Genomic DNA, 25,279 nt, shown 5'->3' with positions numbered 1-25,279 from the left:
AGAAAATGGGTATAAAAGATATACATAACGTCTACTTTATAGGTATTGGAGGTATTGGTATGTCTGCCCTTGCGCGGTATTTTAAATTTGTGGGAAAAAATGTTGCCGGCTATGATAAGACCGAAACCCCGCTTACAAAGGATTTGGTGGATTTGGGTATAGATGTGCATTACGATGATGAATTGGAATTGGTGCCGAAAATCTATTTAGATCCTGATATGACACTAATTGTTTATACTCCAGCTGTGCCAAATGACCATATGGAATATAATTATTTCATAGGCAATGGGTTTCAGGTAAAAAAACGATCTGAAGTTCTGGGTTTGATTACAAAGGATACCTTCTGTTTTGCCGTTGCAGGTACTCACGGCAAGACAACTACCTCTTGTATCCTGGCACATTTATTAAAAGAAACAGGGACACCCATTACGGCATTTTTGGGAGGAATATCAGAGGATTTTAACAGTAATTTTTTATTGGAAGGTTCGGATTACTCTGTAGTGGAGGCTGATGAATTTGATCGCTCCTTTCTTCGGTTATCTCCTGATGTAGCCTGTATTACTTCCATGGATGCGGATCATCTGGATATATATGGCAGTAGTGAAGAGCTTCAAAAGTCGTTTGCCGATTTTGTAAAACGCATTAAGCCGAATGGCAAACTGTTTGTGCGCAATGGTTTGCCATTGGAGGGAACAACATACGGTATTGAGGATGGTTCCGATTATTGTATCAGAAATATTAAAATAGACCAGGGCAGCTATGTTTTCGATCTGGAATCACCGGAAGCTAAATTAAAAGCAGTTCGTTTTAACAAACCTGGTAGGCATAACCTTCTCAATGGTTTGGTGGCCTACGCTATGGCAATCCAAGCCGGTTCGTCGCCGCAGGGCCTAGCCAATGCATTGGCGACGTTTAAGGGGGTTCAAAGGCGTTTTTCATATCAGATTAAAAGGGCCGATTTTGTTTTTATAGATGATTACGCACATCATCCTACGGAAATTGATGCGGCGTTTCAGGCTGTTTCGGAAATGCACCCTGGCAAGAAGGTGTTGGCGGTTTTTCAACCACACTTATTTTCTAGAACGAGAGATTTTGTGGATGAATTTGCCCGAAGTCTGTCCAATTTTAACAGTTTGTTGTTGTTGGACATATATCCTGCAAGGGAAAAACCAATTGAAGGAGTTACCTCTCAATGGTTGTTGGATAAAGTTACGAGTCCAATGAAAAAAATGATTGCCAAGTCAGAGTTGATTTCAGAAATAATAGCCCAAAACCCCGACGTTTTAATAACATTGGGGGCGGGAGATATTGGATTGGAAGTTCCAAAAATTAAAAAGGAATTAAATCCAGTAGATAATAAACTATAAAATTAGAAGAAATGAATATTAATTGGAATTTCATAAAATTCGGGGCCTTACTGCTTGTTGTTACAGGTCTTTATGCATTTTCCAACATTAGGAACAAGCATAAAAAGATTGATAATATTGAAATTAAGTTTGTCGGAGATCAGAATCTATATATGACCCAAGAGACGGTTAATAAATTGTTAATACAAAATTCCGGGGACCTTAAAAACCTGCCCAAAGAAGATATAGTTTTGAATACTATAGAAAAAGCTATCGAAGCTAATGAAATGGTAAAGAATGCCCAAGTTTACCTTACGGTGAACGGGGACCTAATGGCTAAAGTCATACAGCGTAAACCAATCGGAAGAGTTGAGGGAGTTGCAAAGTTTTATATTGATGAGGATGGCAGACGCATGCCATTTTCCAGATACCATTCTGCGCGAGTGCCAATAATTACAGGGGTAATAACCGAAAAGAGTACTAAACGAGTGTACGAAATTTTGACCTATATAAATTCTGATGAATTCTTAAGAAAGAATGTAATAGGCGTTCATATTGCCGAGGAGGAAAAGTATCAGTTGAAATTTAGAATGGAGAATTTTGTTGTAGATCTTGGTGATGTAAAGGAATTGGAGAAAAAGTTCAGCAATTTCAAAGCGTTCTATACCAAGGCGAACAAAGACAAAACGTTGAACGATTATAACAGGGTGAGTTTAGAATTTAATAACCAGGTAGTGTGCACCAAAATTTAAAATATGGAACAAGGTAATTATTCAGTTGGGTTGGATATTGGAACCACCAAAATTGTAGCCATCATTGGTAAGGAGAATGAGTATGGCAAGATTGAAATTTTGGGTATTGGTAGATCTAAGAGTTTGGGAGTGCACCGTGGTGTGGTCAATAATATTACGCAGACCATCAAGTCTATTCAACAAGCTGTTGAACTGGCAGAAGCCAATTCGGGTTTAAAAATCAGCTCTGTAGTAGTAGGTATTGCCGGACAACATATTAGAAGTTTACAACATAGCGATTATATAACCAGGGCTAAATCCGAAGAAGTTATCAATGAAGATGATGTGGAAAAGCTTTGTAATCAGGTGTATAAATTGGTAATGCTTCCAGGTGAGGAGATAATACATGTCTTACCACAGGAATTTAAGGTAGATGGGCAGGCGGAGATAAAGCAGCCAATGGGGATGTATGGAGGACGACTGGAAGCCAACTTTCATGTGGTTGTGGGACAGGTTTCCTCAATCCGGAATGTGGGGAGATGTATAAAGAGTGCCGGTCTTGATCTGGGCAATATAACCTTGGAACCTTTGGCTTCCGCGAATGCTGTTTTGAGTCAGGAAGAAAAAGAGGCAGGTGTGGCGCTCATCGATATAGGTGGTGGTACTACGGACTTGGCCATTTTTAAGGATGGAATAATCCGTCATACCGCAGTTATTCCTTTTGGAGGAAATGTAATTACCGAAGATATTAAGGAAGGTTGTTCCATCATTGAAAAGCAAGCAGAACTTTTAAAGATCAAGTTTGGTTCGGCTTGGCCTGGGGAAAATAAGGATAATGAAATTGTTTCCATCCCAGGATTGAGAGGGCGGGAGCCAAAGGAAATCACCTTGAAAAATCTATCCAAGATTATACATGCCCGAGTGGTGGAGATTGTGGAGCAGGTGTATGTGGAGATAAAGAATTATGGGCACGACGAGCAAAAGAAGAAATTAATTGGAGGTATCGTATTAACGGGTGGTGGAAGCCAGTTGAAACACCTTAAGCAATTGGTGGAGTATATTACGGGAATGGATACAAGGATCGGTTATCCCAACGAACACTTGGCAGGCGATTCGGATGAGGAAATAGCCAGCCCTTTATATGCAACTGCTGTGGGATTATTGATGAACGCGGTGCAGAACAGGTCTAAAGTAAGGGAAGTAAATCAAGAGGTTGCCGATAATGATGTTGATCAAGATGTTTTTACAGGGGAAGATAATACCCAGACCAAAACTGCCCTTAAAAAAGAGCGCAAATCTATTTTCGATAAATGGTCCGAGAAATTGAAAGACTTCTTGGATAATGCGGAATAGATTATAGATTAAGAACAGTATAGTAAACCAGTAAAATAAAAAATATGAGCAAGAACACTGAATTTGAAAGTATAGCCTTTGATTTGCCCAAAAATCAAAGCAACGTAATTAAAGTCATAGGTGTTGGCGGAGGCGGTAGTAATGCAATTAATCACATGTTCCAGGCCGGTATCAATGGGGTGGATTTTGTGATTTGCAATACCGATTCGCAAGCACTTCACAATAGTCCTGTACCCAACAAGATACAATTGGGAGTTTCATTGACAGAAGGACTGGGTGCTGGTGCCAATCCTGAAGTAGGGGAACAAGCGGCCATTGAAAGTATGGAGGAGATCAAGCAAATGCTTGAACCTACAACAAAGATGATCTTTATTACTGCTGGTATGGGCGGGGGAACAGGTACTGGTGCTGCCCCTGTCATTGCAAAAATGGCGAAGGAAATGGACGTTCTTACAGTGGGGATCGTTACCATGCCTTTTCAATTTGAAGGTAAAATGCGTTGCCAACAGGCTCAGTTGGGAATTGAAAAATTACGTGCCAATGTAGATTCCTTGATTGTTATCAATAATAATAAATTAAGGGAAGTATATGGCAATTTGGGATTTAAGGCTGGTTTTTCCAAAGCAGATGAAGTGTTGGCTACTGCGGCTCGTGGTATTGCAGAGGTAATTACACATCACTATACTCAGAACATAGATTTACGTGATGCCAAGACTGTATTGAGCAGTAGTGGTACGGCCATAATGGGATCGGCCATATCCTCTGGATCTTCCAGGGCTCATGAAGCTATTATGAAGGCGTTGGATTCCCCTTTGCTCAATGATAACAAAATTACAGGAGCAAAGAATGTGCTTCTACTTATTGTTTCAGGTGCTCAAGAAATTACTATTGATGAAATAGGTGAAATTAACGACCACATTCAAAATGAGGCCGGTTTCGGTGCTAATATAATTATGGGTGTTGGTGAAGATGAGGGACTGGGCGAGGCAATCGCAGTGACGGTTATTGCCACGGGTTTTAATATTGATCAACAGGATGATATAGTAAATACTGAATCCAAAAAAATCATTCATACGTTAGAAGATGAACAACGAGCGGAGCACAATCTGACTCCAAAGAATGTTGTTCACCAGTTGGTCGAAGAAGAGGAAATTACGGCATCTCCAGTTAAGCCTGTAGAGGTAAAAAAGGAGTCGCAAATGGATTTGATACCTACCACCAATTTCATTAAGAACTTTAATGTTTTCTATGAGGAGGTTGTAGCTGAAAATGTTCAAGACGATTTTATAATAATAAATGCCTCCGATGAAATTAAGGATATAGAGGTGGTGGATCCCCGAGTAGTATCCAATAAGGTTGTTGAGGAAGATCAATTTGCATTTAGTTTTGATATGCCTTTGGCCAAAAAACCTACTGAGGAGGAAGAAGAGGCCCAACATATCATCACCTTCGATTTGGATGAAGAAGTAAGGGATTTGGAAGTAAAAGATCATGTAGAGGTTATACCAGTTCTGGAATACAATAAGAATGGGGAAAAGCGCTACAGTTTGGATGATTATATGGAGTTGGAGAAGAAGCTTACTGGAGCCCAATCCAAGGCAGAAAAGTTTGAGCCCCGTATTGTTGAAGATGAGTTGGTATTTGAAAAGCGCACCGTTGCAAATCAGGAACCAAGTCAGACTAGGGTGAATGTGGAGGATGAAAACCCTGTTAACACCCCAATAGAAATCCTTTTAAAGGAGCGGGCAGACGAAAGAAGAAGGAAGCTAAAAGACTTCAATTATAAATTCCAGAACAGCCTTAGTAACTTGGACGAAATATCCAAGCAGCCGGCTTATAAGAGACAAGGAATAAATTTAAATGAAAACCCTAGGGAGAATAAAGTTTCCAGAACTAGCCTTAGTGAGGATAGTAATGACGATATTCAATTGCGCTCCAATAACTCTTATTTACATGATAATGTAGACTAGTAGAATTTGGCGTACTATTATTAACAAAGTTTAAACCCGAAAATAGCTTTTATTTTCGGGTTTATTTTTATCTTCGCAGGGCTAAAAAAGAGATATGGGTTTACAGCAAAGGGTAATGGAAGATATGAAGGCGGCAATGAGGGCTAAGGACACCGTAGCATTGGAGTCGTTACGAGCTATAAAATCTGCTTTATTGTTGGCACAGACAGAAACTGGACCAGGCACGGAACTGTCTGAAGAAGAAGAAGTAAAGCTGGTTCAAAAATTAGTAAAGCAGCGTAAGGATAGTGCAGCTATTTATAAGGAACAGGGACGTGAAGATTTGGCCGAGCCGGAATTGGCACAGGCATTGATCATAGAAAAGTTCTTGCCAGAGCAATTGTCGGAGGAAGAAATTGAAAAGGTTGTGGTTCAGACCATCGATGCGGTTGGTGCTGCTGGAATGAAGGATATGGGCAAGGTTATGGGAATTGTATCCCAAAAATTGGCTGGAAAGGCAGATGGGAAGACCATTTCCAATATCGTAAAGGCTAAATTAGCTAATTAAAAGTATATCTGACCATATAGGTCAATATTAGGCCCCGTGGCGCAACTGAATACCCGCCCGTGCCCGAACTTGGTAGGGTAGGTTTATAGGATAGTCGTTGGCACGTTCGGGCGGGGCGCATCAGATTTTATAGAGAATGTATAAGGTCTATGTCATATATAGTAGTAATTTTGAAAGATACTATGTTGGAATTACGGATAACATTGAAGTTCGTATCAAACAGCATAATTCTGGAAAGACAAAATCGACCAAGGCTTATGTCCCTTGGGAAGTAGTCCTGACGGAGGATTACGAAACCAGGCTTGCGGCTAGAAATAGAGAAAAGTAGCTAAAATCGGCTGCTGGTAGACGTTGGAGAAAATTAAATATAAGGCCCCGTGGCGCAACTGAATAGCGCATCAGATTTCGGCTCTGAGGGTTGGGGGTTTGAATCCCTCCGGGGTCACGAATAAACCACAAAAAAGTGGTTTTGCAAGCGAGCTTCTAAAAGAAGCTCGCTTCTTTTTTGAAGTATAGCGAAGCATAACTTTTTGTGGTTTTCAAAGCGGAGCTTTGTAGGGAAGGGCGCAGCCAATCCCGTTTTTCGGATTTGGTTCCAAGGTATTTGTGAAGAGTAAAGAGTTCTGAGAAGGCCTGGGTTGTTAAATGTTTGAGGTGGAAACACGGTTGGGAAGGGAGCAGCCAATCCCTTTTTCGTAATCCTGCTCCATTCTCGCTTCTTTTTTGAAGTATAGCGAAGCATAACTTTTTGTGGTTTTCAAAGCGGAGCTTTGTAGGGAAGGGCGCAGCCAATCCCGTTTTTCGGATTTGGTTCCAAGGTTTTTGTGAAGAGTAAAGAGTTCTGAGAAGGCCTGGGTTGTTAAATGTTTGAGGTGGAAACACGGTTGGGAAGGGAGCAGCCAATCCCTTTTTCGTAATCCTGTTCCATTCTCGCTTCTTTTTTGAAGTATAGCGAAGCATAACTTTTTGTGGTTTTCAAAGCGGAGCTTTGTAGGGAAGGGCGCAGCCAATCCCGTTTTTCGGATTTGGTTCCAAGGTTTTTGCGAAGAGTAAAGAGTTCTGAGAAGGCCTGGGTTGTTAAATGTTTGAGGTGGAAACACGGTTGGGAAGGCGCAGCCAATCCCTTTTTCGTAATCCTGTTCCATTCTCGCTTCTTTTTTGAAGTACCGCGAAGCATAACTTTTTGTGGTTTTCAAAGCGGAGCTTTGTAGGGAAGGGCGCAGCCAATCCCGATTCTGGCAGATGTTTTCCGTCTTAAAATCACCCATTTAACGCTGTCTAACCATACAAATGTGAATCTAAAAACATCTCTTGGATATTAATAATTTATCCTTTGGAAGGGGGACTAATCTTTAACCATCATAGCCCCATCCTGAGGATTTATCTTGTTTTCAAGATATATCCTGCCACCTTTCTCATTTCCAATTAGTAAAATAAGGTAGTAACCAGTTTCAATGCTTCCCGTGTATCGATATCCTACAGGCCAATCCGAAAAAAATTGGGTATTACCACTACTGTCAGTATATTGATTTATTGCCCCTGAACCAAATTGATTTGTACCCTGACCTGGGGAAGGACTTTCGAAGGTAACTTTATACACCTCACTTGAGCCATCTGGGTAAAAAATGGTATTTGTCCAATTTCCGGGTATAAGGTTTTTATAGTATTCCAGGGAATCCAGTTTCATAGAAATGCCTTTCGGATAATCACCTATAACTAGCTCTTTTTTATTCTTTGCAAAGGAGGGCTCAATTAAAAAATAGGAATCAGGATTATTAATATTGCTGGTAACGTGACTACTACCATTAATAAAAGTAAAACTTAATCCGCCTTCACTGTTGGTGATCACCTTGCTTTCATTTACTGTTGCATCACCAAACTCTTTCCTAACATCAAATACCAGGCCCTTTACAGGGATATAATTGGTTTGTTTCTCAATAGTGGTTAGGCTTGCTGCTCGAGATATGTTCCATTTATTAACGGTTTCTTTTATGGTATCATTAACCGTATAAGGTGAATTGGCCACGCCTAGGTAATAACCAAGATAAGGATCTTTGTCGAAATTGGCGACAAGATCACCAAATGCCATTTGATCAAAATAATTAAGTCTTAAATAGTTATTTGAATTATTGAAGGAATTATAATCTTTTAATATCTGAAATAGTTCCAATGAATATTCATCTATTTTTAAATTGGCACCTATTAAGCGTATGGCGTTGAAGTAGTTCCATTTAGCTTCGGGAGTACAATTTTGTATCCCGGTGTAAAAGTTATCATGACTGGATTTTATATAGCTTACGAAATTGGTTTCATAAACAGGGGAATAATAGTTGGATTTTGTCAAATCTTTAATGAGGTTGCCGCACTCCCCCTTTAAAAGGTATTTTAAGCCTATAGGGAAGGCAGTTACAAGTAGATTAATATTTAAGTTCGCAAGGTTTTTGGCATTGGCCTTTACTATGGTTTCTGAAATTCCATAATTTTGGTTTACTGAGAAATCCAGATGGTAATATCCTTCATCAAAAAGCTGAACCGAATTTGCATCATTTCGGTATCCCTCGAAAAAAGTGTCATATATATAGGCCGTTAAGGAACTAGGACTGTCTATCATGCCCTTGGAGTTGACCAAAAAAGGACTAAGTTCGGTGTCTTGATTATCTATATTCCTAATGACAATCACTAATGAGGAATAAATGGGGAGTTTGTTTGGCCATTCAATTTTGCCGGCCCTGGAATATGTGAACTTAAACTCAAAGGGTTCGTCAGTGTCTTTAGATGTTCTTTTGCCGGTAACCATTATATTTCCAGATTCCTTTAAGAGCTCTACAAATGCCGTATTTTTTAGGGGGGATGAATTGGTATTAAGGGTAACGGCCAAAAGATCTTTTAATTCAGTATACTTGGGGCTAGCTTTTATTATACTTAAAAGCGTTTCATGGGTATAGCCGTACTTGGATATTTCAGGATTTAGAGAGAAATAGAATAAAAGGATGTCATCAAAATTAATGGCATTATTGGTAGTTGATTTAGGATAATACCCGAACATAATTTCTCCGTCTTTCATAAAAAATAAGGGTAAAATCTCCACTTCATTGGCCTCTTGCGCCACTTGAAAGCTTCCATCTGCGTTAACTTTGGATGTTCCACCTATAGATTGAGCTGTCAACTTTGAAAAATCTAAACTGCTTACACCATTGATAGTGAGTGTTGCGCTTGTTGTAACAGGGGGCTCTCCCGGATTGTCAACGATGATTTCATCTGGTGTTTCATTTTCCTGTTCTATTTCTTCACGACAATCTGTACAACATGAATGAAAGCTAAGGGCGACAAGTGTTACTATAATAGTAGAGATGTAATTTTTCAAAATATAGAATTTACTACTGTCAGATTATTTAATTAATCATATCCGGATCCACAATATCCTTATCCAATTTTAATCTTCTCTTTTTGTAGGCTGTGATCTTTAATCCGCCATAAATGTAGGCCGACATCGCATTATCGGAAAAGAGATTTTATATGATCGTTCCAGAACCAATAACCAATGGCTCCATCCTAAAGCCTGTACCAATTGAAGTCCCACATAATTTGCAGAAACTTACGGGGAGATACATGCTAAAGAACCTTGTTTCAAAATTTTTCATTTTATTAAACTTAAAAAGCAGCCCCAAAACCAAAATTGAACATCAAGCCTGAATTTAATGGGCTGATACTTTCTTGTTGTACTTCTGAGGTGCCGTCAGAAAATATTACAGTCGTATCCAAAAATTCGGGTACAGGGGTAAAAGCATATCCAATCTCGGGACGAAAATAGAAGCCTGACCCCAGTTTAGCCCCGAGCTTAAAATTGACTGATTTATTCAATAACTTCACATAACCAGTTCCAGTTTTATTATAATCAGTATCTGACGAATACCCGGAATCTATTATTTCAGTTTTAAGAATTCCATAGCTCAAATTGGAATATAAGCCCTTCCCAGGTTTAAAGAAATAATAATTAAATCCAAACTGTAAATAGGAATAATCAAATTTTTCAATCTCTAAAAGCTTCTCCGGAGACAATGTTGAATACTCTATAGATGGTGCCAATTTTTTGCCTAATAAAGGTGTGACATATTCAATGTTACCACCCAAAGCATTCGGATAACCAATTTTAACTCCAATCCTAATTGGCTTTTCTTGAGCTGATGTGCTAAGAGATACTAAGAAGGAGGCAATAATCAAACAACTTTTAAATTTAGATTTCATTTCGAGGGCCTTTAAATTATTTTAATGAACTAATCAAATGTGTTATATCGAATTTATACTATAACTCCACGATACGAAATACCCAAGATTGGGTATTTTAACATATCTTTAATTGAACAATTACTGATAAACTTCCCCCTATGAAGGAAAACGATATTGCCCAGGTATTGAGCGTTTGGGAATCTCGAAATAAAATCCTGAGCCCTAACAAAAAAGTACTCTTCTCGGAGATTTTGGATCAAATCTCATTTCTCTTTTCAGTCGGACCTTTCTATTACTACATTCTAAACTTTGAAGATTTGAAAATGGAATTTGTCAATGAAGGAACAAGGGAAGTTTTGGGTATTGGCCCAGAAGAATTTACGATGGAAAAGGTATTTTCTTTAATGCATCCCGAAGATCTTGAGAAAATGCATGAGAAGGAAGCCCTGGCCTTCGATTTTTCCCTGAACAGGATTTCAAAAGACGATATTTTACTTTATAAAATTGTATATATGTTTAGAATGCTGCATGCCGATGGCGCATATAGGACTATCTTACATCAAGTGAAGGCTTTAAGCGCATCAGGAGATGGCAAAATACAACAAGTCTTAGGTATTCATACGGATATCACCTATTTAAATATTCCGTTTCACCAAAAGGTGTCCTTCATAGGTACCAATAGACCTTCTTATTATAACATTAGTCCCAAAAATATATTTAATCCTAATGATATTGCTTCGAGATCTATTTATTCCAAGCGTGAGATACAAATCATAAAAGAATTGGCCAAGGGAAAAAAATTCATTGAGATAGCAAAACAATTGTTTGTATCCCCACATACAATAAATACGCACAAAAAAAATATCCTTAGAAAATCGGGCTGTAAGAATACCCCAGAGTTAATTGCCAAGTGCATAATGGATGGTGTTATTTAAGCTATATATAACCGTTGATATTGTTTGATATTTTTAAAATTTGAAATCTATTTTTTATAAATGCATTGACTTGGTCAAAAATTATTAATTCATGATTCGATATGAAGTTCCATTTCATTAAAGCGGAGCTTAGTAGGGAAGGGCGCAGCCAAAACTATTTTAATATGGACTAGGACAAGGTTACAGTATCAAGAATCATTATAATTCTTGTAGGCTTTTAAGCTCTCCAAATCACTTAAACCGGATACCGGGGAATAAGTCCTCTCCGAATAGTATTCTTCCATCAGATTATTCCTTATTATCCTTTTTAAAAATTTTTCCAATGCCCTTACTGATGTTCTGTATGGTTTTAATTCCTTTGTTTAGTGGTGCAGGGTTAATTTGATCATATCGCTTGCTTCCAAAATTCTGAACGAACTGCTGCGGATATATTATAAGTCGGCTATTATTTGGAAAATGTTTTTCCACTTTGGACGGGAGATTATCGAGCATAACCATATACGATGCAGCGCCTTTACGGGCAGATACCAAAACAAACAAGTCATCTTCACGTATGTTTCTTGAGAGAATCAGGAAATCTTCCCAATCACTGAAATGATTGGCGGTAATTGTAGCGGATAATTTAGATTCTTTAACCAATTTTCTAACTGATTTCAGTGTTAATTCATTGCAGTATAACTGAATTGGCACGCTTAATTCCTGAGCCAATTTGGCAATTTTAGAAAACCAAAGTTCGAAGCCGTTTTCGTGTTCTGTTAAAGGAGGGGCTGCAATTACAATTCTTTTATGAAGCACCAAGGGTTTTTCAAAATGACAGATAAAAGTAGTTTTGTTGGTGTTGCTTATAATACTGTCCACTTTTTCTCCAATCAGTTTGTCAATAAATCCAGTACGTTTTGGCCAGCCCAAAACAATGATGTCCGCCATTATTTCTCTTGCAATACGAGATATTCCGCTGGCTGCATTGTGGTCAATGGTGGTAATGATACTTACTTTGGTTTCCGTTGCAGATGCTTGTTCTACAAATTCTTCCAGCTTGTTCCTAGCTTTTAAAATATTTGTTTCCGCTTCATCATTATTGGAAACCACCGAGAGAACAGATAAGGGATTGGCTGATTTCGTTCCTTTTATAAAGATTGAAAATTCGAGAAGTTTTTCCATGTTCTCGATATTGGCAATTGGCAATAATATGTGTTCGTTATGTAAGCCGTTAACTTTCATTAAGCCCGTGGTGTCATCTTCTGATTCAATGACAAGTTTTTTAGCGGCTTTTTCTGTAGCAAAGGAGGCAACAACACAGGTGATTAAAATAAGTATAATTGTGCCATTCAAAATATTTTCGTCCAGAATTTGCGCCTTATAGCCCACTAAAATTACGGCAAGTGTTGCAGCGGCATGGGAACTGCTCAAACCGAAAATAAGCTGGCGTTGTGTTTTTGAATATTTAAAAGCTAACTGAGTAATCAATGCAGCAAACCACTTTCCAAATAATGCCACAATTGAAAGCGTTGCAGCAACAATAAGAGCCATTTGACCATTTAGAATAACACTAACATCAACCAGCATTCCTACGCTTATCAAAAAAAAGGGAATGAATAGGGAATTGCCTATAAATTGTATTCTATTCATCAATGCCGAAGAATGGGGGATAAGCTTGTTTAAGGCCAATCCTGCCACAAATGCTCCAATGATTGGCTCAACTCCCGCTAATTCGGCCAAGAACGCCGCAAAAAATACAATTGAAAGGACAAAGATATAATGTGAGTGTTTTTCACTTTCCAGTTTACGAAAAAACCAATTCGCAATTCTTGGAATTAAAAGGAACATAATAGCTGAAAAAATAGTTAATGAAACGCCCAATTGTATCCAAAATGCCATATTCAAATTACCCTGACTATTGCCCATAATTACGGCTAGGATTATTAGTACGGCTGTGTCCGTTAATATGGTTCCGCCAACAGTAATGGCGACAGCCTGATTTTTCGAAACTCCTAATTTGCTTACTATGGGATATGCCACTAGGGTATGTGTTGCAAACATACTGGCAGTAAGAAAACTGGCATTAAAATCATATTCGAGAAAGAAAAAACAAACTGGGAAACCGATTGCTAATGGGAAAATGAATGTAAAAAAACCAAATAAGAGACTTTTATTTCGATTCGATTTAAACTGGTTCATGTCCAGTTCGAGTCCAGCTATGAACATGATATACAACAGTCCAATAGTGGAAAAAAGGTCGATTGCAGAATTTTTTTCGAGAACATTGAGTCCAAAAGGACCCACTACAACGCCCGAAATTATTAAGCCAATTATTCCGGGAATATTTAGTTTTCTCAATAGAATGGGAGATAACAGAATGATAAATAAGATTAATGAAAATATCAGCACTGGATTTCCCAATGGTAATTCAAATTCGTGCATGAAGTGTTTAAAAAAATCTGTCATCTTGTAGACTTCCCCTTTTTTAGGACAACTCTAAATTCAGCTATTTTTGGTTAATAATGTGCGTTTCAGAAAAGAATTCTTCCACTTAACGTTTCCTTAATTTACCTGATGGTACGACTCACAAACCCTTTATAGTCCTTTTCTCCTTAGGTGAAAACAAAGAAAAAGTGGCTTCAAACCAGTTCGATGAATAATTTGTTGAGAAATTATCTGGATTTCATACCTTATACTTCCAAAATAACTACCAAATGAGGTATTTCCAATTCAAGTATATGGTGCTGGCCATATTGGTGACATTTGTTTCTTGCAAGGACAAGGTAAAGCCCGATTTAATTTCCAATTCCCATCGCACCAACAAACCCAACATCGTTCTCATATTGGCGGACGATCAAGGATGGGGAGATCTGGGTATAACTGGAAACACTAATCTGCAAACCCCGAACATCGATGCTATTGCCAAAAACGGAGTTATGTTCGATCATTTTTATGTAAGTCCTGTTTGTTCCCCTACTAGGGCCGAACTGTTGACCGGCCGCTATTTTCCAAGACTGGGGGTATATTCCACTTCTGCCGGCGGGGAACGTTTAAACTTGGATGAAACGACAATTGCACAGGTGTTCAAGGAAGCCGGGTATACCACTGCGGCTTATGGAAAATGGCATAACGGCATGCAACCACCCTATCATCCCAATGCAAGGGGTTTTGATGATTATTATGGATTCTGCTCCGGTCATTGGGGTAATTATTTTAGTCCAATGTTGGAGCATAATGGGGAAATAGTAAAGGGAGAGGGATTCATAATAGATGATCTTACCAACAAGGGGATAGATTTTATAGATAAGAATAAAGACAAACCTTTCTTCCTGTACCTGCCTTATAACACGCCACATAGTCCTATGCAGGTTCCGGATGAATTCTGGGGTCGTTTTAAGGACAAAGAGCTTGCCATGAAATATCATGGAGAAGAGGAGGAAAACGAAAACTTTACGAGGGCTGCCCTGGCCATGGTAGAAAATATAGACTACAATGTGGGTCGGGTATTCAACAAGCTTAAAGATTTGAAACTGGAAGAAAATACTATCGTAGTATATCTATCGGACAATGGTCCTAACGGATGGCGCTGGAACGGTGGATTGCGGGGTAAGAAAGGATCTACCGATGAAGGTGGGGTGCGATCACCGCTTGTTATGCAATGGAAAAACAACTTGCCTCAAGGAAAACGGATTACGCAAATAGCAAGTTCCATAGATTTATTGCCCACTTTATCCGAATTGGCACAAATCCAAGTAAAAACCCTTAAGCCATTGGATGGAAAAAGCTTAAAGGCACTTCTAATGGAAGATAATCCCGAATGGATACCAAGAGTGGTCTACAACCATTGGAATAGTGGTACAAGCATCCGAATGGATAAATATAGATTGGATAACGAAGACCGCTTATATGATATGCTCCTAGATAGTGAGCAAACTGTAGATCTTTCCAAGAAATTACCCCAGTTGACTGATTCTTTAATAAGTTTAAAAAGAGATTGGCTTCAAGAGGTGCTGCCGAAATCCAAAGATACGGAGGATCGCCCCTTCACTTTGGGACATCCGGATTATGTGTATACCCAGATTCCAGCTCGGGATGGAGTAGCTCATGGCAATATAGAACGAAGTAATCGGCATCCGAACTGTACCTTTTTTACTAATTGGAAAAGTACGGAGGATAGGATAAGCTGGGATGTGGAGGTGTTGGCCCACGGGGAATTTGAAGTGGTACTTTATTATACGGCCAAAGAACGGGATTTAGGGTCCGAATTTGAATTGCGAATTGGTGAAAGTACCCTGAAAGGAACGATTAGCAAGGCACATGATCCGCCTCTTGTTGGGGAAAGCAGGGATCGAGATCCCAGAATCGAATCCTATACCAAGGATTTTATTCCTATGGATTTAGGTAAGATGAAACTTAAAAAGGGGAGGGGCAATTTAACACTAAAAGCACTAAAAATTCCTGGAGAAGAAGTTATGGATGTGCGACTATTGATGTTTAAGAGAATTGATTGATGTTTTATGTCTTAGAAAGGGACTATTGCTTTTCATTATATTTGGCACTCGAATTTATCGATTCGTGTGGTAAGAATTATGTCATAGCTTCATATGGACAGGATGTCAATCCAAATTATTCAATGCATTTATTCGAGTATTGGTTACAAATTGTTTAATAGTTGATAATCTTTCTATAGAATAATTCCCAAATTTAAAAGATTAAATTAGTTTCCAAATTTTGAACGCAATGAAACTTAATAAGATTTTACTTCTACTTCTACCACTTTTTTGTCTATTGATATACGGATATGGTACACTTTCCCAAAAAACCAATACTCCTGAGCTTTATTTAGATCCCATCTTTAAAGTTAATTACGGAGATGCTACTGCGGATAAACCCCAATCAAAATCATGGACAAACGATCATGGTCAATGGCTGGTAGTAGGTGATGAAGACGGTCCTAAACTATTGAAAAAGGAGGGTTCTGGTTGGACAAGTCAGGATGTAGTTAATAGAGCGTGGCATAGCTTACCGAGTAGAGCCGACGTCTGGAGCAAAGGTGATGAGGCGCATATTGTCTTGGTTGGTGAATGTGCTTTGAACGTTGTTCAAATAACTTATTCCCATCACAGCAAGCAATACGAACATCAAAGGAAGAGTTATCTTCCCATTCCTCAGGACTGCCTCTCTATTGAAACTGCTACTATTACACAAGATTCAAAAAATGAATATTGGGTTTGTGCCGACATGAATGAAAAAATCATGGTTTGGCATTCTTCCAATGGCAGGGATTGGTCTAATCCATTTACACTGGCGGATGATATCAATAAAGATGACATCTCTTTAATAGTCCGACTTAAAGATCAGGTATCGGTTATCTGGTCCAACCAAGATACTCAATCCATCAATGAGCGAATCCATTATGATGGGGGTGCTCTGAACGATTGGTCAGAGCCCATAATTGTTCAGCAGGGGGATAATAATGCAGACGATCATCTGAATGCTACTGTGTTTGAAAATGGGGAAATGGCTTTGGTCACCAAGAACAGTGTGGACAAAATCAATCAACCTCAATTTGTAATGCGAGTGAGGGACTTGAGAGGCAAATGGACCAACGTTCCATATGAAAACCTCAAGTCTGGACTTAGTCCTAGCCGTCCTATTATTAATCATGTTGAATCAGGAAAGATATTTGAAATACATTCTGTAAAAAACAAAGTGAATAATCGATATTATATTTCTGTCAATGAAATAGTAAAGCAGAAAGATGGCTGGGAGTTTAAGGAGCTCGTCCAATTGAAGACCAAAATAAATGGAAAAAACGGGGATGCCACTTCGAGTAAGGCCAGTTTTTTGCCCAATGGACCTAAACTTATATTTTTCTCGGATGATTTGGGTAACGTGTATTCGTTTGATCTAGATACGTTAAAGTAGGTTTGCAAATTGCGTTCAAGGTGCTAAAACGAATTGCTTTCGCCTATCATGATCTTAAAATAGAAAGGTTGGATTATGTAAAATTTATTCTTTCAGGAAGTTCATTCAATGAAATTTTTCGTTTTGCCATCATCACCTCTAAATTCACAATAATTGGTATGGCTTAAAGTGTTAAGTCATTTTCAGATTTTAAATCTACTGCCTTTTGCAATTTTTTTTCAAGCACTGCCACAGCAGTGGCAATTGTGATAGAAATAAAAGTAATTATGATACACATGGCAAGAAAACCGGCAGGGTCGTCTTCTTTATTATGATATATCTTTATAAATATTCCGGCCATCGCAATTAAAATGCTTAATATAATTACGCAATATTTTATACTTCTCATGGTTCTTATCGAGTTCAGTGTAAACAATTTATCCTGTCCAAAATATCCAAGTAATTTGAATGTTTTGTACAACCCTACAAAAAAAACGATTGACGATGCATATCCGTACAAGATGAATGGGTCAATGTAAATGCTGAACAGGTCTAAGTTCTCTGCTCTTCCTTCGGTCAATGGAAAACGAATCAAAATGTAAAGTGCCACAATGCTGATTAGCACGATAATTGCCTGAAGAAATATTATTATAATTCTTTTCATAATGATTTCTAAGCTATATCGTTAAAATAATATTCATTTCTCTCCAAAGTGTTGCTCTTGAAAATTAAAGATTGGCTTTTTGTTTTAAAGTCAAAATGCATATCGGGGTTCTAAATAATTCGAGATTGTCCGTGTCGCATAGCGGTTAACGTACCTATGTAGCAAAAAGTTATGGAACACCTATTATCAATCCAATATTGCATATCGTTTATTTGGTTTTGTATTATAAATTGGTCATCGAATGAAATCATTAATTGATCAACCTTGCTATTTATAAAATCCTTCAAGATTGAACAAAAACGCATAGATCTCAGCTATTTCCTTTAAATAATCGAATCGTCCACTGGCACCACCATGACCAAAATCCATATTGGTGCGAAAGAGCAATTGATTTTTATCAGTTTTCATAGACCTGAGTTTAGCAACCCATTTTGCTGGTTCAAAGTACTGTACTTGGCTATCATGTAAACCTGTTGTGACCAAAATGTTAGGGTAGTTTTTCTTTTCAACATTTTCATAGGGACTATAAGACTTAATGTATGAATAGGCCTCTTCATTTTTTGGGTTTCCCCATTCATCAAATTCGTTTGTCGTTAATGGAATGCTTTCATCAAGCATGGTATTTACCACATCCACAAAAGGCACCGCAGCTACAAGTCCATTCCATATGTTAGGTGCCATATTTGCCACGGCTCCCATTAGCAAACCACCAGCACTTCCGCCCATGGCATACAGATGGCCGTTGCCAGTATATTCCTCCTGTATTAAAAATTCTCCACAATCGATAAAATCGGTAAATGTGTTTTGCTTTTTCATCAACTTACCATCTTCATACCAACTGCGACCCATTTCCTGGCCACCTCTTATGTGGGCAATTGCAAATACAAAACCCCTATCCAATAAGCTTAGTCTACTACTTGCAAAACTTGCATCCATACTAATTCCATAACTGCCGTAACCAAAGAGCAGTAGAGGCGTTGTGGTATCTTTTTTTAAGTCCTTTTTATAGACCAAGGATATTGGGACTTTAGTGCCATCTTTTGCAGTGGCATAAATACGTTCGGTAACATAATCGGTGGAAATGTAACCGCCAACAACTTCTTCTTGTTTCAATAATATTTTCTCTTTGCTTTTTATTTTGTAATCATAAGTAGACGAGGGAGTAGTTAATGAGGTATAACTATAGCGTAGCACATTGCTTGAGTATTCAGGATTGGGAATTACAAAGGCCTTATAGGCAGCTTCACCGAAATTGAGATAATGTTCCGCATTATCCTTTAAACTTCTAATACGTAATTTTACCAGTCCATCTTTACGTTCGTGAACCACAATAAAGTCTTGGAACTCTTCTATACCTTCTATTAAAACATCATTGCGATTTGGTATTATTTCCTTCCAATTGGATACTCCGGTCTTGTCAAGGGGACATTCCATTAATTGAAAGTTCTTGGCGCCATCCTTATTTGTGAGGATTAAAAATTTATCATTCAGGGGTACCACGTCATACAATACATCTTTTAGCCTAGGTTGAAACACCTTAAAGACACTGCGAGGTTTGTTGGCATTTATCATCCTTAATTCCGAAGATAGGGTTGCCATGGAATAAATAAAAATGTGCCTATTGTTTTTGCTCTTTTTAACCCCTAAATAATTGGTATTGTCTTTTTCGTGATAAACCACTTCATCTTTTTCGGCACTTGTGCCTAAAGAATGGTGTTTTATTTTTTCGGGCAATAGTGTGGCTAAGTTTTTTGAAGTGTAGAAAAGGGTTTTGTTATCGTTTGCCCAGCAAGGGTCACCTTCGGTATTTTGAATGCTATCCTTAAGAATTTCGCCAGTTTCTATATTTTTTATGTGAATGGTATATTGTCTACGACTAACCAGGTCAACACCAAATGCCATAAATTTGTTGTCTGGGCTTACATCAAATCCGGTAGCTGCATAATAAGCATGTCCTTCAGCCGATTTATCAACATCAAGTAAAACTTCTTCAGGGGCGTCCAAATTTTCTTTTTTTCGGCAGTATTTATAGTACTGTTTTCCCTCTTCTGTTCTGATGTAATAATAATATCCATTTTTATATACTGGCACACTTTCGTCTTTTTCCTTTATCCTTGACTTCATTTCGACAAATAAGTCTGACTGAAATGGTTTGGAAGGACTCATTACGGTATCCAGATAAGCGTTTTCGGCTTTCAGGTAGTTGATGGCCTTTGTACTGTCCGGCCCTTTGCCAAAATAGTCATACATCCAGTAATAGTTGTCAGCTACACTATCGGCATGTATTACTCGCCAGTGTTCTTTTTTTTCTGCGATGGGAGCTGTGGCCTTTTGGAATTGTGCCTGTGCATTGGTAATACAAATTATCAGACCTAATAGGGTTGTGATTTTTTTCATTTTTTAACTTTATGTTGACATGTCTGAGTATACAGGGAACACTAGGATTATAGGTAGTACAAGGGGGGCAAGAACTAATCTTTTATGCTGGTTATTGGCATTAGTTCAATGTTTTCAATTCAAGAGCAAAATTTAAAATTAAATGTTGGGTAATTTTCATTTTTGCTTACCTCATAAATATACATAAAATTCAGAATTCAACTCTCAATTAATATAGTATAATTGGATTGAAAGTATATTATACATTAACTATAAAGTTCCCATTATTGTCGAGCTGAAATTGGGCCTTTCATATGAGATTTTGGCATAAAACATCTTTTGTGCCCTTGTGGAAAGCTATTTCAGACTTAAATATGCTTTAAGTCGCCATGAGACAGTCCAATATCGGGTAATACGGATGTAAGATTTTAGGTAATTAAGGAGGGTGCTTTCGGTAGAAATTAAATAGTTCACGATTCGTATTTTAAATTTCAAAAAAGTTGGTTGATTTCAAATTTATTCTAACGATCTTTAGAAGAATAATAGCGGATTTCGGAACTCCATGATTTCAAAATGCAAGAAAGTTGAAGCGGCCCACGACACCTATATTTATTACTCGACCGACCATTGTTTTTATACATTGAGGTGACATTTTTAGTTTCACCATTAAACTTAAAGAAGGATCCGACGTCTTTTTATTACAACTTCCTACTTCTTATAATGAGATTGTTTTTACTTTTATTTTTGAGTTTTTATCAAATTATTTAAAATAACATTTGATGTTTCAGATGGGTCAATTTTATTATACTTAATGATATTGTCACCACTCCCTTTGTAAATTCCATAACTAAAACTACAATCAGATATTGCTTCCTCAATTTGAATTAAAGATTGACCTTCTCCGATAATATTCATAGCATGGATATTATTTATTTTTCCCGGTTGCGAATCATGACCATATCCTTTTCCACCTATGAGCATGGCATTATACCCTCCGTTAAACATTACCCCGTCTATAAACACATTATTAATACTGGCAACATCATTTGCCCTAATAGCAACTGCTCGTGTAGAACTTTTGCAGACAATGTTGGTAATAAAAATTTGTTCTGTATCATCTTGCGCTCCACTCCAAGTACGGGAGGAGACCATAGTTGAATTTATACTTCCACCTTCTGGATTTTCAGAGTATAATCCTAAGGTGGAAAGTGCGATAAAATCATCCCCAGTAATACCGGAAATATTATCAATTCGGAAATTTTTACATCCGTGACGGAGATCGATTCCATCTCTGTTTGCAATAAACACTTCTTTGCCGTTGACCATTTGTGTCTCGGGGCACTTAAACCTTATGTTGGAAATTTCTGCATTTATGGTTCGTTCAAAACTTATTGCCCAGGCATGTGCGTTTTCAATAGTTACATTCTTTAATTTGAATCCATTAACATAAGCCATTAGAATCATAATATTACGCCAATCTCCTTTTTGCTTCATACCTTCTTTTCCGGCATCACTGCCATAACTAACCCTCCAGTTTCCGGCATTTTTCTCTTTTTCTGGATCTAAGGTTAATTTTCGGTGAGCATCTCCTGTTGCCCTTGGATTATTAGCTCCTTTTAAATAAACGTCCCCAATTCCGATTATATTTATATTGCTATTCCATGTAGGATCGGGTATTCCAATACCAATATTTGTACTCCGGAACATATTATCTCGGCTTTTATCGGATAATTGCAAGGTGCAGTTATCAAGTAGTACGGTCATGTTACTTGGCAATAAAATTGCATTGTCCAATAACCAAATATTTGTCCCGTTGGCATTTCTTGAGGGAATGACAATCTTATTGGTGGTTCCCTCAGCTGCATCAATTGCCGATTGTATACGTTGAATATCAGTGCCTTCAAATTGATTAGGATTGATTTGTACCGTACTATTGTTTTTAATCAGTGGAGAACAGCTATGTAACAGTAAAAAAAGTAGTATAATTAGGGAATAGTGGAAAAATGATTTTGATTTTAATGTTTTATACATATTGATTTTAAGTTTTGACAAAATTCAAAGCATATTCTTTATTACAATTTAAAAAAGAATGAAACATATTAAATTGCAGGATTGATTTTCATCTTAAATTTGGTATAGTAGCATTTTGTCTTTGAAATGCACCTACAACGAAGGCAAATAAAAACAACTAGTTCTATGGCTTTAACCTGTTCAATATAGCAAATATTTTATTTGGTTTTGCATTTTAAAATGCTCCCCTATCTGTAAATTTGAGTAGCCTCGTCTCCTTGTTAGCTCACCTTATTTTTAGTGTTATGCTTTCAAAAATTGAATTTATAACTACTGAAATTCTTTGTGGATATCTTTCAACCCTTTTTTGGCTACTTTCAAGGCCCTCAGGGTCTTCTTTGTTTTTTGTGAATGGGCTTCCATTCGTATAAGCACATTCTTTAAGGTTTTAGTGGCTTCCACTATAAATGGACCTTTGTTGAGCATAACGCATTCTGCTTGGGCACTAATGGTGGCATCCGAAATTTCGGCCCTAGTGGCCATGCCCTTTTTTGCCATAGTATCCAGCACCTGGGTGGCCCATATCACGGGTATCTGTGCTGCCTCGCACAACCAGAGTATCTCATTCTGTACTTCGGATATACGTTCAAACCCTAACTCTACCGCCAAATCCCCTCTGGCTATCATTACACCAATTTTTGGTCTTTTCATGGCTCTAAAAAGGATGGAAGGTAAATTCTCAAAAGCGGTCCTGTTTTCAATCTTAAATACAACCCCAATGTCATTATTCCCTAGTTTGTCCAGTTCCTCATAAAGTTGGGATACATCCTCTGCATTGCGTACAAATGAGTAGCCAATTAAGTCCGCATTGGCAGAGATAAACGGCAATAGTTGTAAATCTTCCGGAGTTAATGAGGGAAGGTTTAGATGGGTGTCGGGTAAATTGATGCCTTTCCCAGGTCTAAGTTTTTTCTTGTGTGTTCTTTTAATGTCCAGGGATGCTGAATTATCGGAGATTGATTTGACCTTGGCATATATAGCACCATCATCAAAAAATACGGATTGTCCCACTTTAAGGTCATCAATGATTTGAGGAAGTGAAACTTCGATCAAGGCAATATCCAGAGGATGGGTTATTTTATCATTGCCTTCTAAAATATATCGCGAATTGGGCTTTATCAATAGTAGTTTAGTCCCCTTGTGTATTTTTAGGAAGGGAACAGAATTCAGGGGTTTTTCACTATCGACCCCTATATAAATATTGCTAATCCTTATTTTGGGACCAGGTAGGTCCATATAGACGTTTATGGGAAGATTTAATTCATGTTTAAGACTTTTTATGTTTTTAAGAATCTTTTTCCAAAGTTTTTCATTTCCATGACTGAGATTTAGACGTGAAATACCCATACCCGCCAGTCTCAATTTTTTGATAAGTTTTTTATTTTTCGTCACCTCATCTGGCATGGTCACCATTATTTCGGTCTCCCGTTCCCCACTATCCGTTTTAAAGAGGTCATTGGCATGCTTTACCAATAATTCTTTGCTTCCTGAATATCCGATGGCCTCCAAGCTGGAATTCTTTTCCCAAGTTTTGCCATTCAGTAATTTCACAAGTTTTAAGGCATTGGAGATATTTTCATAGACGTACCCGGCCCCGCTTCCCAAGGAAGATATGCCTATTTCGGATAGATCACTCTGAATCTCACGAATATCCAAGCTGCGGAGCAGTAAATAGCGATATAGGTTTTTGGCACTGGATTTATATTGTGGATGTACGGAAGTGGCAATGCTGTCCGCTATAGACTCATTATTTAGAAGTCTTTCATAAATTTTTTCGAGCTCTGTTTCCAGTTTTTTGAATTCCATATCATGTCGATTTTGAAAAAATAATGACTTTGCATATGCTACTTAAAAATACGAATATAAAACATGGTTAAGTCTCGGTAGAAGCACAAAATGGAGTTAATATTTGTCATAAAAAAAGCAGTACCTCTAAACATAATTATGAAAAGGGGTATTGCTAAATATATTATAAACTAATAATGCTTCCTAGGGGGTTACAGTAACTTCCAAGGGGTGATTGATCTGCTCGGAAAACGCATCCAAATAATTCTCCCAGTCCTGTTTGCTGTTAAATTGCCCGCTTTTTTTCCATCCAAATCCAGCGTAATAGGTTACGGTATTATTTTTCACTTTTAGATGGGCATAGGCGTTGCTTAGATCTTTTGTTGGTACATCGTATTTTTGAAAATCAATGAAAGTGTTAATGGAGGCAATAATGGCCGTTCCCAATTCCGAATCACCATGTGGCTGCCAGTAACTTACCCATCCCTTGTCTTTCTTTCCGCTAACCTCACCATCCTTTTCATGAAGGGTGAGTCCGGCGTAAATATCATCTACACCTTCTAGGGTGATATTGAATTTAGATAAATTTTGACCTAGGTCCAAGCTTATAACACGCGATTCCTTAATGGTTTTTCCATTGGCATCCCAGTCTTCATATTCCAGATAGAAGCTGGTCCTTATAGGGCCGGTGGTAATAGTGCGCCATTTCGTATAGTTTTTGGAATAGTAGAAGGTGGTGTCTACCTTGGCGGCAATACCTCCAACTCCACGACTGGCACCTACGTGAAAATCATCCAGGCCTTCCCCCGTATCCTTGTGGTAACTACTGACTCCGCTCAGTTCCTCTTTATACCATTTGTCAATTATGGGATATTCCACCCTCTTCAACCAGGCGTCGACACCGCTGGACAAAGTGCCGCCAGGAACCTTATCTTCTATCATCTTTTGTGCGGTGGGACCGTATACTCGAAAGGCGACCTTATTGTTCTCCCAAGTGTAATCATCGGTGCGTTCCGGAACAAACCTGGAATAACATAACTCTGGGGCGGTGGGATTTTCCCCTTCCCCAACTTTAACAATCTCAAATTTGCTTTCGCTATTCGCGGCCATTTTCGGTTGAAATAGTATCATATCCAAAGTACCATCCCCATCATTGTCCACCTTTTGGATGATTTCCAGCTGATTGGTTTCTGTATTTTTAATTCCTATCGTAGATAGGTCCTCCATCTTAAGGATGGCCTTGCTGAGCTCCACAGTTTCCGTAGTCCGTTCCATTTCGAGAACATTTTTTACTGTAATGATCGTGGGTTTCTCTTTTTCGGAACAAGCTATTGAGAACAGGACGCTAACGGAAAGTATTGCTATTTTATAAAGTGATTTCATAACATT

The 25,279-nt window shown here is 38.1% G+C and carries 18 protein-coding genes, 1 tRNA gene and 1 pseudogene; 10 read left to right on the top strand and 10 right to left on the bottom strand.

Going from position 1 to position 25,279, the window contains the following annotated elements:
- Positions 1-5: 5 nt before the first annotated feature.
- The 7 genes from murC to H4O18_RS03715 all read left to right on the top strand — a co-directional run bounded on the left by murC (position 6) and on the right by H4O18_RS03715 (position 6,392).
- Positions 6-1,367, top strand: a complete 1,362-nt coding sequence (murC, locus tag H4O18_RS03745; protein ID WP_187581772.1) for a UDP-N-acetylmuramate--L-alanine ligase — start codon at positions 6-8, stop codon at positions 1,365-1,367.
- A gap of 11 nt (positions 1,368-1,378) precedes the next feature.
- Positions 1,379-2,098 carry a cell division protein FtsQ/DivIB gene (locus tag H4O18_RS03740; protein WP_187581771.1) on the top strand — a complete coding sequence of 240 codons (720 nt, stop codon included), beginning with the start codon at positions 1,379-1,381 and terminating at the stop codon, positions 2,096-2,098.
- A 3-nt stretch (positions 2,099-2,101) separates the two neighbouring features.
- On the top strand, positions 2,102-3,430 hold the full coding sequence (ftsA, locus tag H4O18_RS03735; protein ID WP_187581770.1) for a cell division protein FtsA: 1,329 nt from the start codon (positions 2,102-2,104) through the stop codon (positions 3,428-3,430).
- Positions 3,431-3,474: 44 nt separating this feature from the next.
- Positions 3,475-5,400, top strand: a complete 1,926-nt coding sequence (gene ftsZ, locus H4O18_RS03730; protein WP_187581769.1) for a cell division protein FtsZ — start codon at positions 3,475-3,477, stop codon at positions 5,398-5,400.
- A gap of 94 nt (positions 5,401-5,494) precedes the next feature.
- The gene (locus H4O18_RS03725; protein WP_187581768.1) at positions 5,495-5,947 is read left to right on the top strand and encodes a GatB/YqeY domain-containing protein; all 453 of its coding nucleotides are present in this window, start codon (positions 5,495-5,497) and stop codon (positions 5,945-5,947) included.
- 136 nt (positions 5,948-6,083) lie between these two features.
- A complete protein-coding gene (locus H4O18_RS03720; protein WP_187581767.1) occupies positions 6,084-6,275 on the top strand; it encodes a GIY-YIG nuclease family protein in 192 nt (63 codons plus the stop codon).
- A gap of 43 nt (positions 6,276-6,318) precedes the next feature.
- A tRNA-Arg gene (locus H4O18_RS03715) sits at positions 6,319-6,392 on the top strand.
- A gap of 196 nt (positions 6,393-6,588) precedes the next feature.
- Here H4O18_RS03715 and H4O18_RS03710 read toward each other — a convergent pair.
- The 3 genes from H4O18_RS03710 to H4O18_RS03700 all read right to left on the bottom strand — a co-directional run bounded on the left by H4O18_RS03710 (position 6,589) and on the right by H4O18_RS03700 (position 10,192).
- Positions 6,589-7,215 (bottom strand): hypothetical protein, encoded by a 627-nt coding sequence (locus H4O18_RS03710; protein WP_187581766.1) that lies wholly within the window; start codon positions 7,213-7,215, stop codon positions 6,589-6,591.
- A gap of 77 nt (positions 7,216-7,292) precedes the next feature.
- A complete protein-coding gene (locus tag H4O18_RS03705; RefSeq protein WP_187581765.1) occupies positions 7,293-9,311 on the bottom strand; it encodes a hypothetical protein in 2,019 nt (672 codons plus the stop codon).
- A gap of 287 nt (positions 9,312-9,598) precedes the next feature.
- On the bottom strand, positions 9,599-10,192 hold the full coding sequence (locus tag H4O18_RS03700; protein ID WP_187581764.1) for a hypothetical protein: 594 nt from the start codon (positions 10,190-10,192) through the stop codon (positions 9,599-9,601).
- A 140-nt stretch (positions 10,193-10,332) separates the two neighbouring features.
- On the opposite strand from H4O18_RS03700, the gene H4O18_RS03695 reads away from it, so the two are divergent.
- Positions 10,333-11,109 carry a LuxR C-terminal-related transcriptional regulator gene (locus tag H4O18_RS03695; RefSeq protein WP_187581763.1) on the top strand — a complete coding sequence of 259 codons (777 nt, stop codon included), beginning with the start codon at positions 10,333-10,335 and terminating at the stop codon, positions 11,107-11,109.
- 288 nt (positions 11,110-11,397) lie between these two features.
- Here H4O18_RS03695 and H4O18_RS03690 read toward each other — a convergent pair whose 3' ends face one another.
- Positions 11,398-13,554, bottom strand: a complete 2,157-nt coding sequence (locus H4O18_RS03690; protein ID WP_187581762.1) for a cation:proton antiporter — start codon at positions 13,552-13,554, stop codon at positions 11,398-11,400.
- 248 nt (positions 13,555-13,802) lie between these two features.
- Here H4O18_RS03690 and H4O18_RS03685 point away from each other — a divergent pair, with 248 nt between their 5' ends.
- Both H4O18_RS03685 and H4O18_RS03680 read left to right on the top strand, forming a co-directional pair.
- On the top strand, positions 13,803-15,599 hold the full coding sequence (locus tag H4O18_RS03685; protein WP_187581761.1) for an arylsulfatase: 1,797 nt from the start codon (positions 13,803-13,805) through the stop codon (positions 15,597-15,599).
- Between the two features lie 229 nt (positions 15,600-15,828).
- On the top strand, positions 15,829-17,016 hold the full coding sequence (locus H4O18_RS03680) for a hypothetical protein (protein ID WP_187581760.1): 1,188 nt from the start codon (positions 15,829-15,831) through the stop codon (positions 17,014-17,016).
- Here the strand turns inward: H4O18_RS03680 and H4O18_RS22570 are convergent.
- From H4O18_RS22570 to H4O18_RS03655, 6 genes and pseudogenes are all read right to left on the bottom strand, one after another.
- Positions 16,955-17,176 (bottom strand): annotated as a pseudogene (locus tag H4O18_RS22570) (helix-turn-helix domain-containing protein). The gene H4O18_RS03680 and the pseudogene H4O18_RS22570 overlap by 62 nt on opposite strands.
- 3 nt (positions 17,177-17,179) lie before the next feature.
- A complete protein-coding gene (locus H4O18_RS03675) occupies positions 17,180-17,659 on the bottom strand; it encodes a DUF2975 domain-containing protein (RefSeq protein ID WP_187581759.1) in 480 nt (159 codons plus the stop codon).
- 267 nt (positions 17,660-17,926) lie between these two features.
- Entirely contained in the window at positions 17,927-20,056 is a 2,130-nt protein-coding gene (locus H4O18_RS03670) for a S9 family peptidase (protein WP_187581758.1), read from the bottom strand.
- A gap of 717 nt (positions 20,057-20,773) precedes the next feature.
- Positions 20,774-22,066, bottom strand: a complete 1,293-nt coding sequence (locus tag H4O18_RS03665) for a glycosyl hydrolase family 28 protein (RefSeq protein ID WP_187581757.1) — start codon at positions 22,064-22,066, stop codon at positions 20,774-20,776.
- Between the two features lie 309 nt (positions 22,067-22,375).
- A complete protein-coding gene (locus H4O18_RS03660; RefSeq protein WP_187581756.1) occupies positions 22,376-23,911 on the bottom strand; it encodes a pyruvate kinase in 1,536 nt (511 codons plus the stop codon).
- A gap of 183 nt (positions 23,912-24,094) precedes the next feature.
- Positions 24,095-25,273: a DUF4861 family protein gene (locus H4O18_RS03655; RefSeq protein ID WP_187581755.1), complete on the bottom strand. Its 1,179-nt coding sequence runs from the start codon at positions 25,271-25,273 to the stop codon at positions 24,095-24,097.
- Between the last annotated feature and the right edge of the window lie 6 nt (positions 25,274-25,279).

The sequence above is a fragment of the Arenibacter arenosicollis genome (genome assembly GCF_014397245.1).
In the GTDB taxonomy this organism is placed as follows: Bacteria; Bacteroidota; Bacteroidia; order Flavobacteriales; family Flavobacteriaceae; genus Arenibacter; species Arenibacter arenosicollis.
This window is presented reverse-complemented; position numbering and strand designations above follow the sequence as displayed.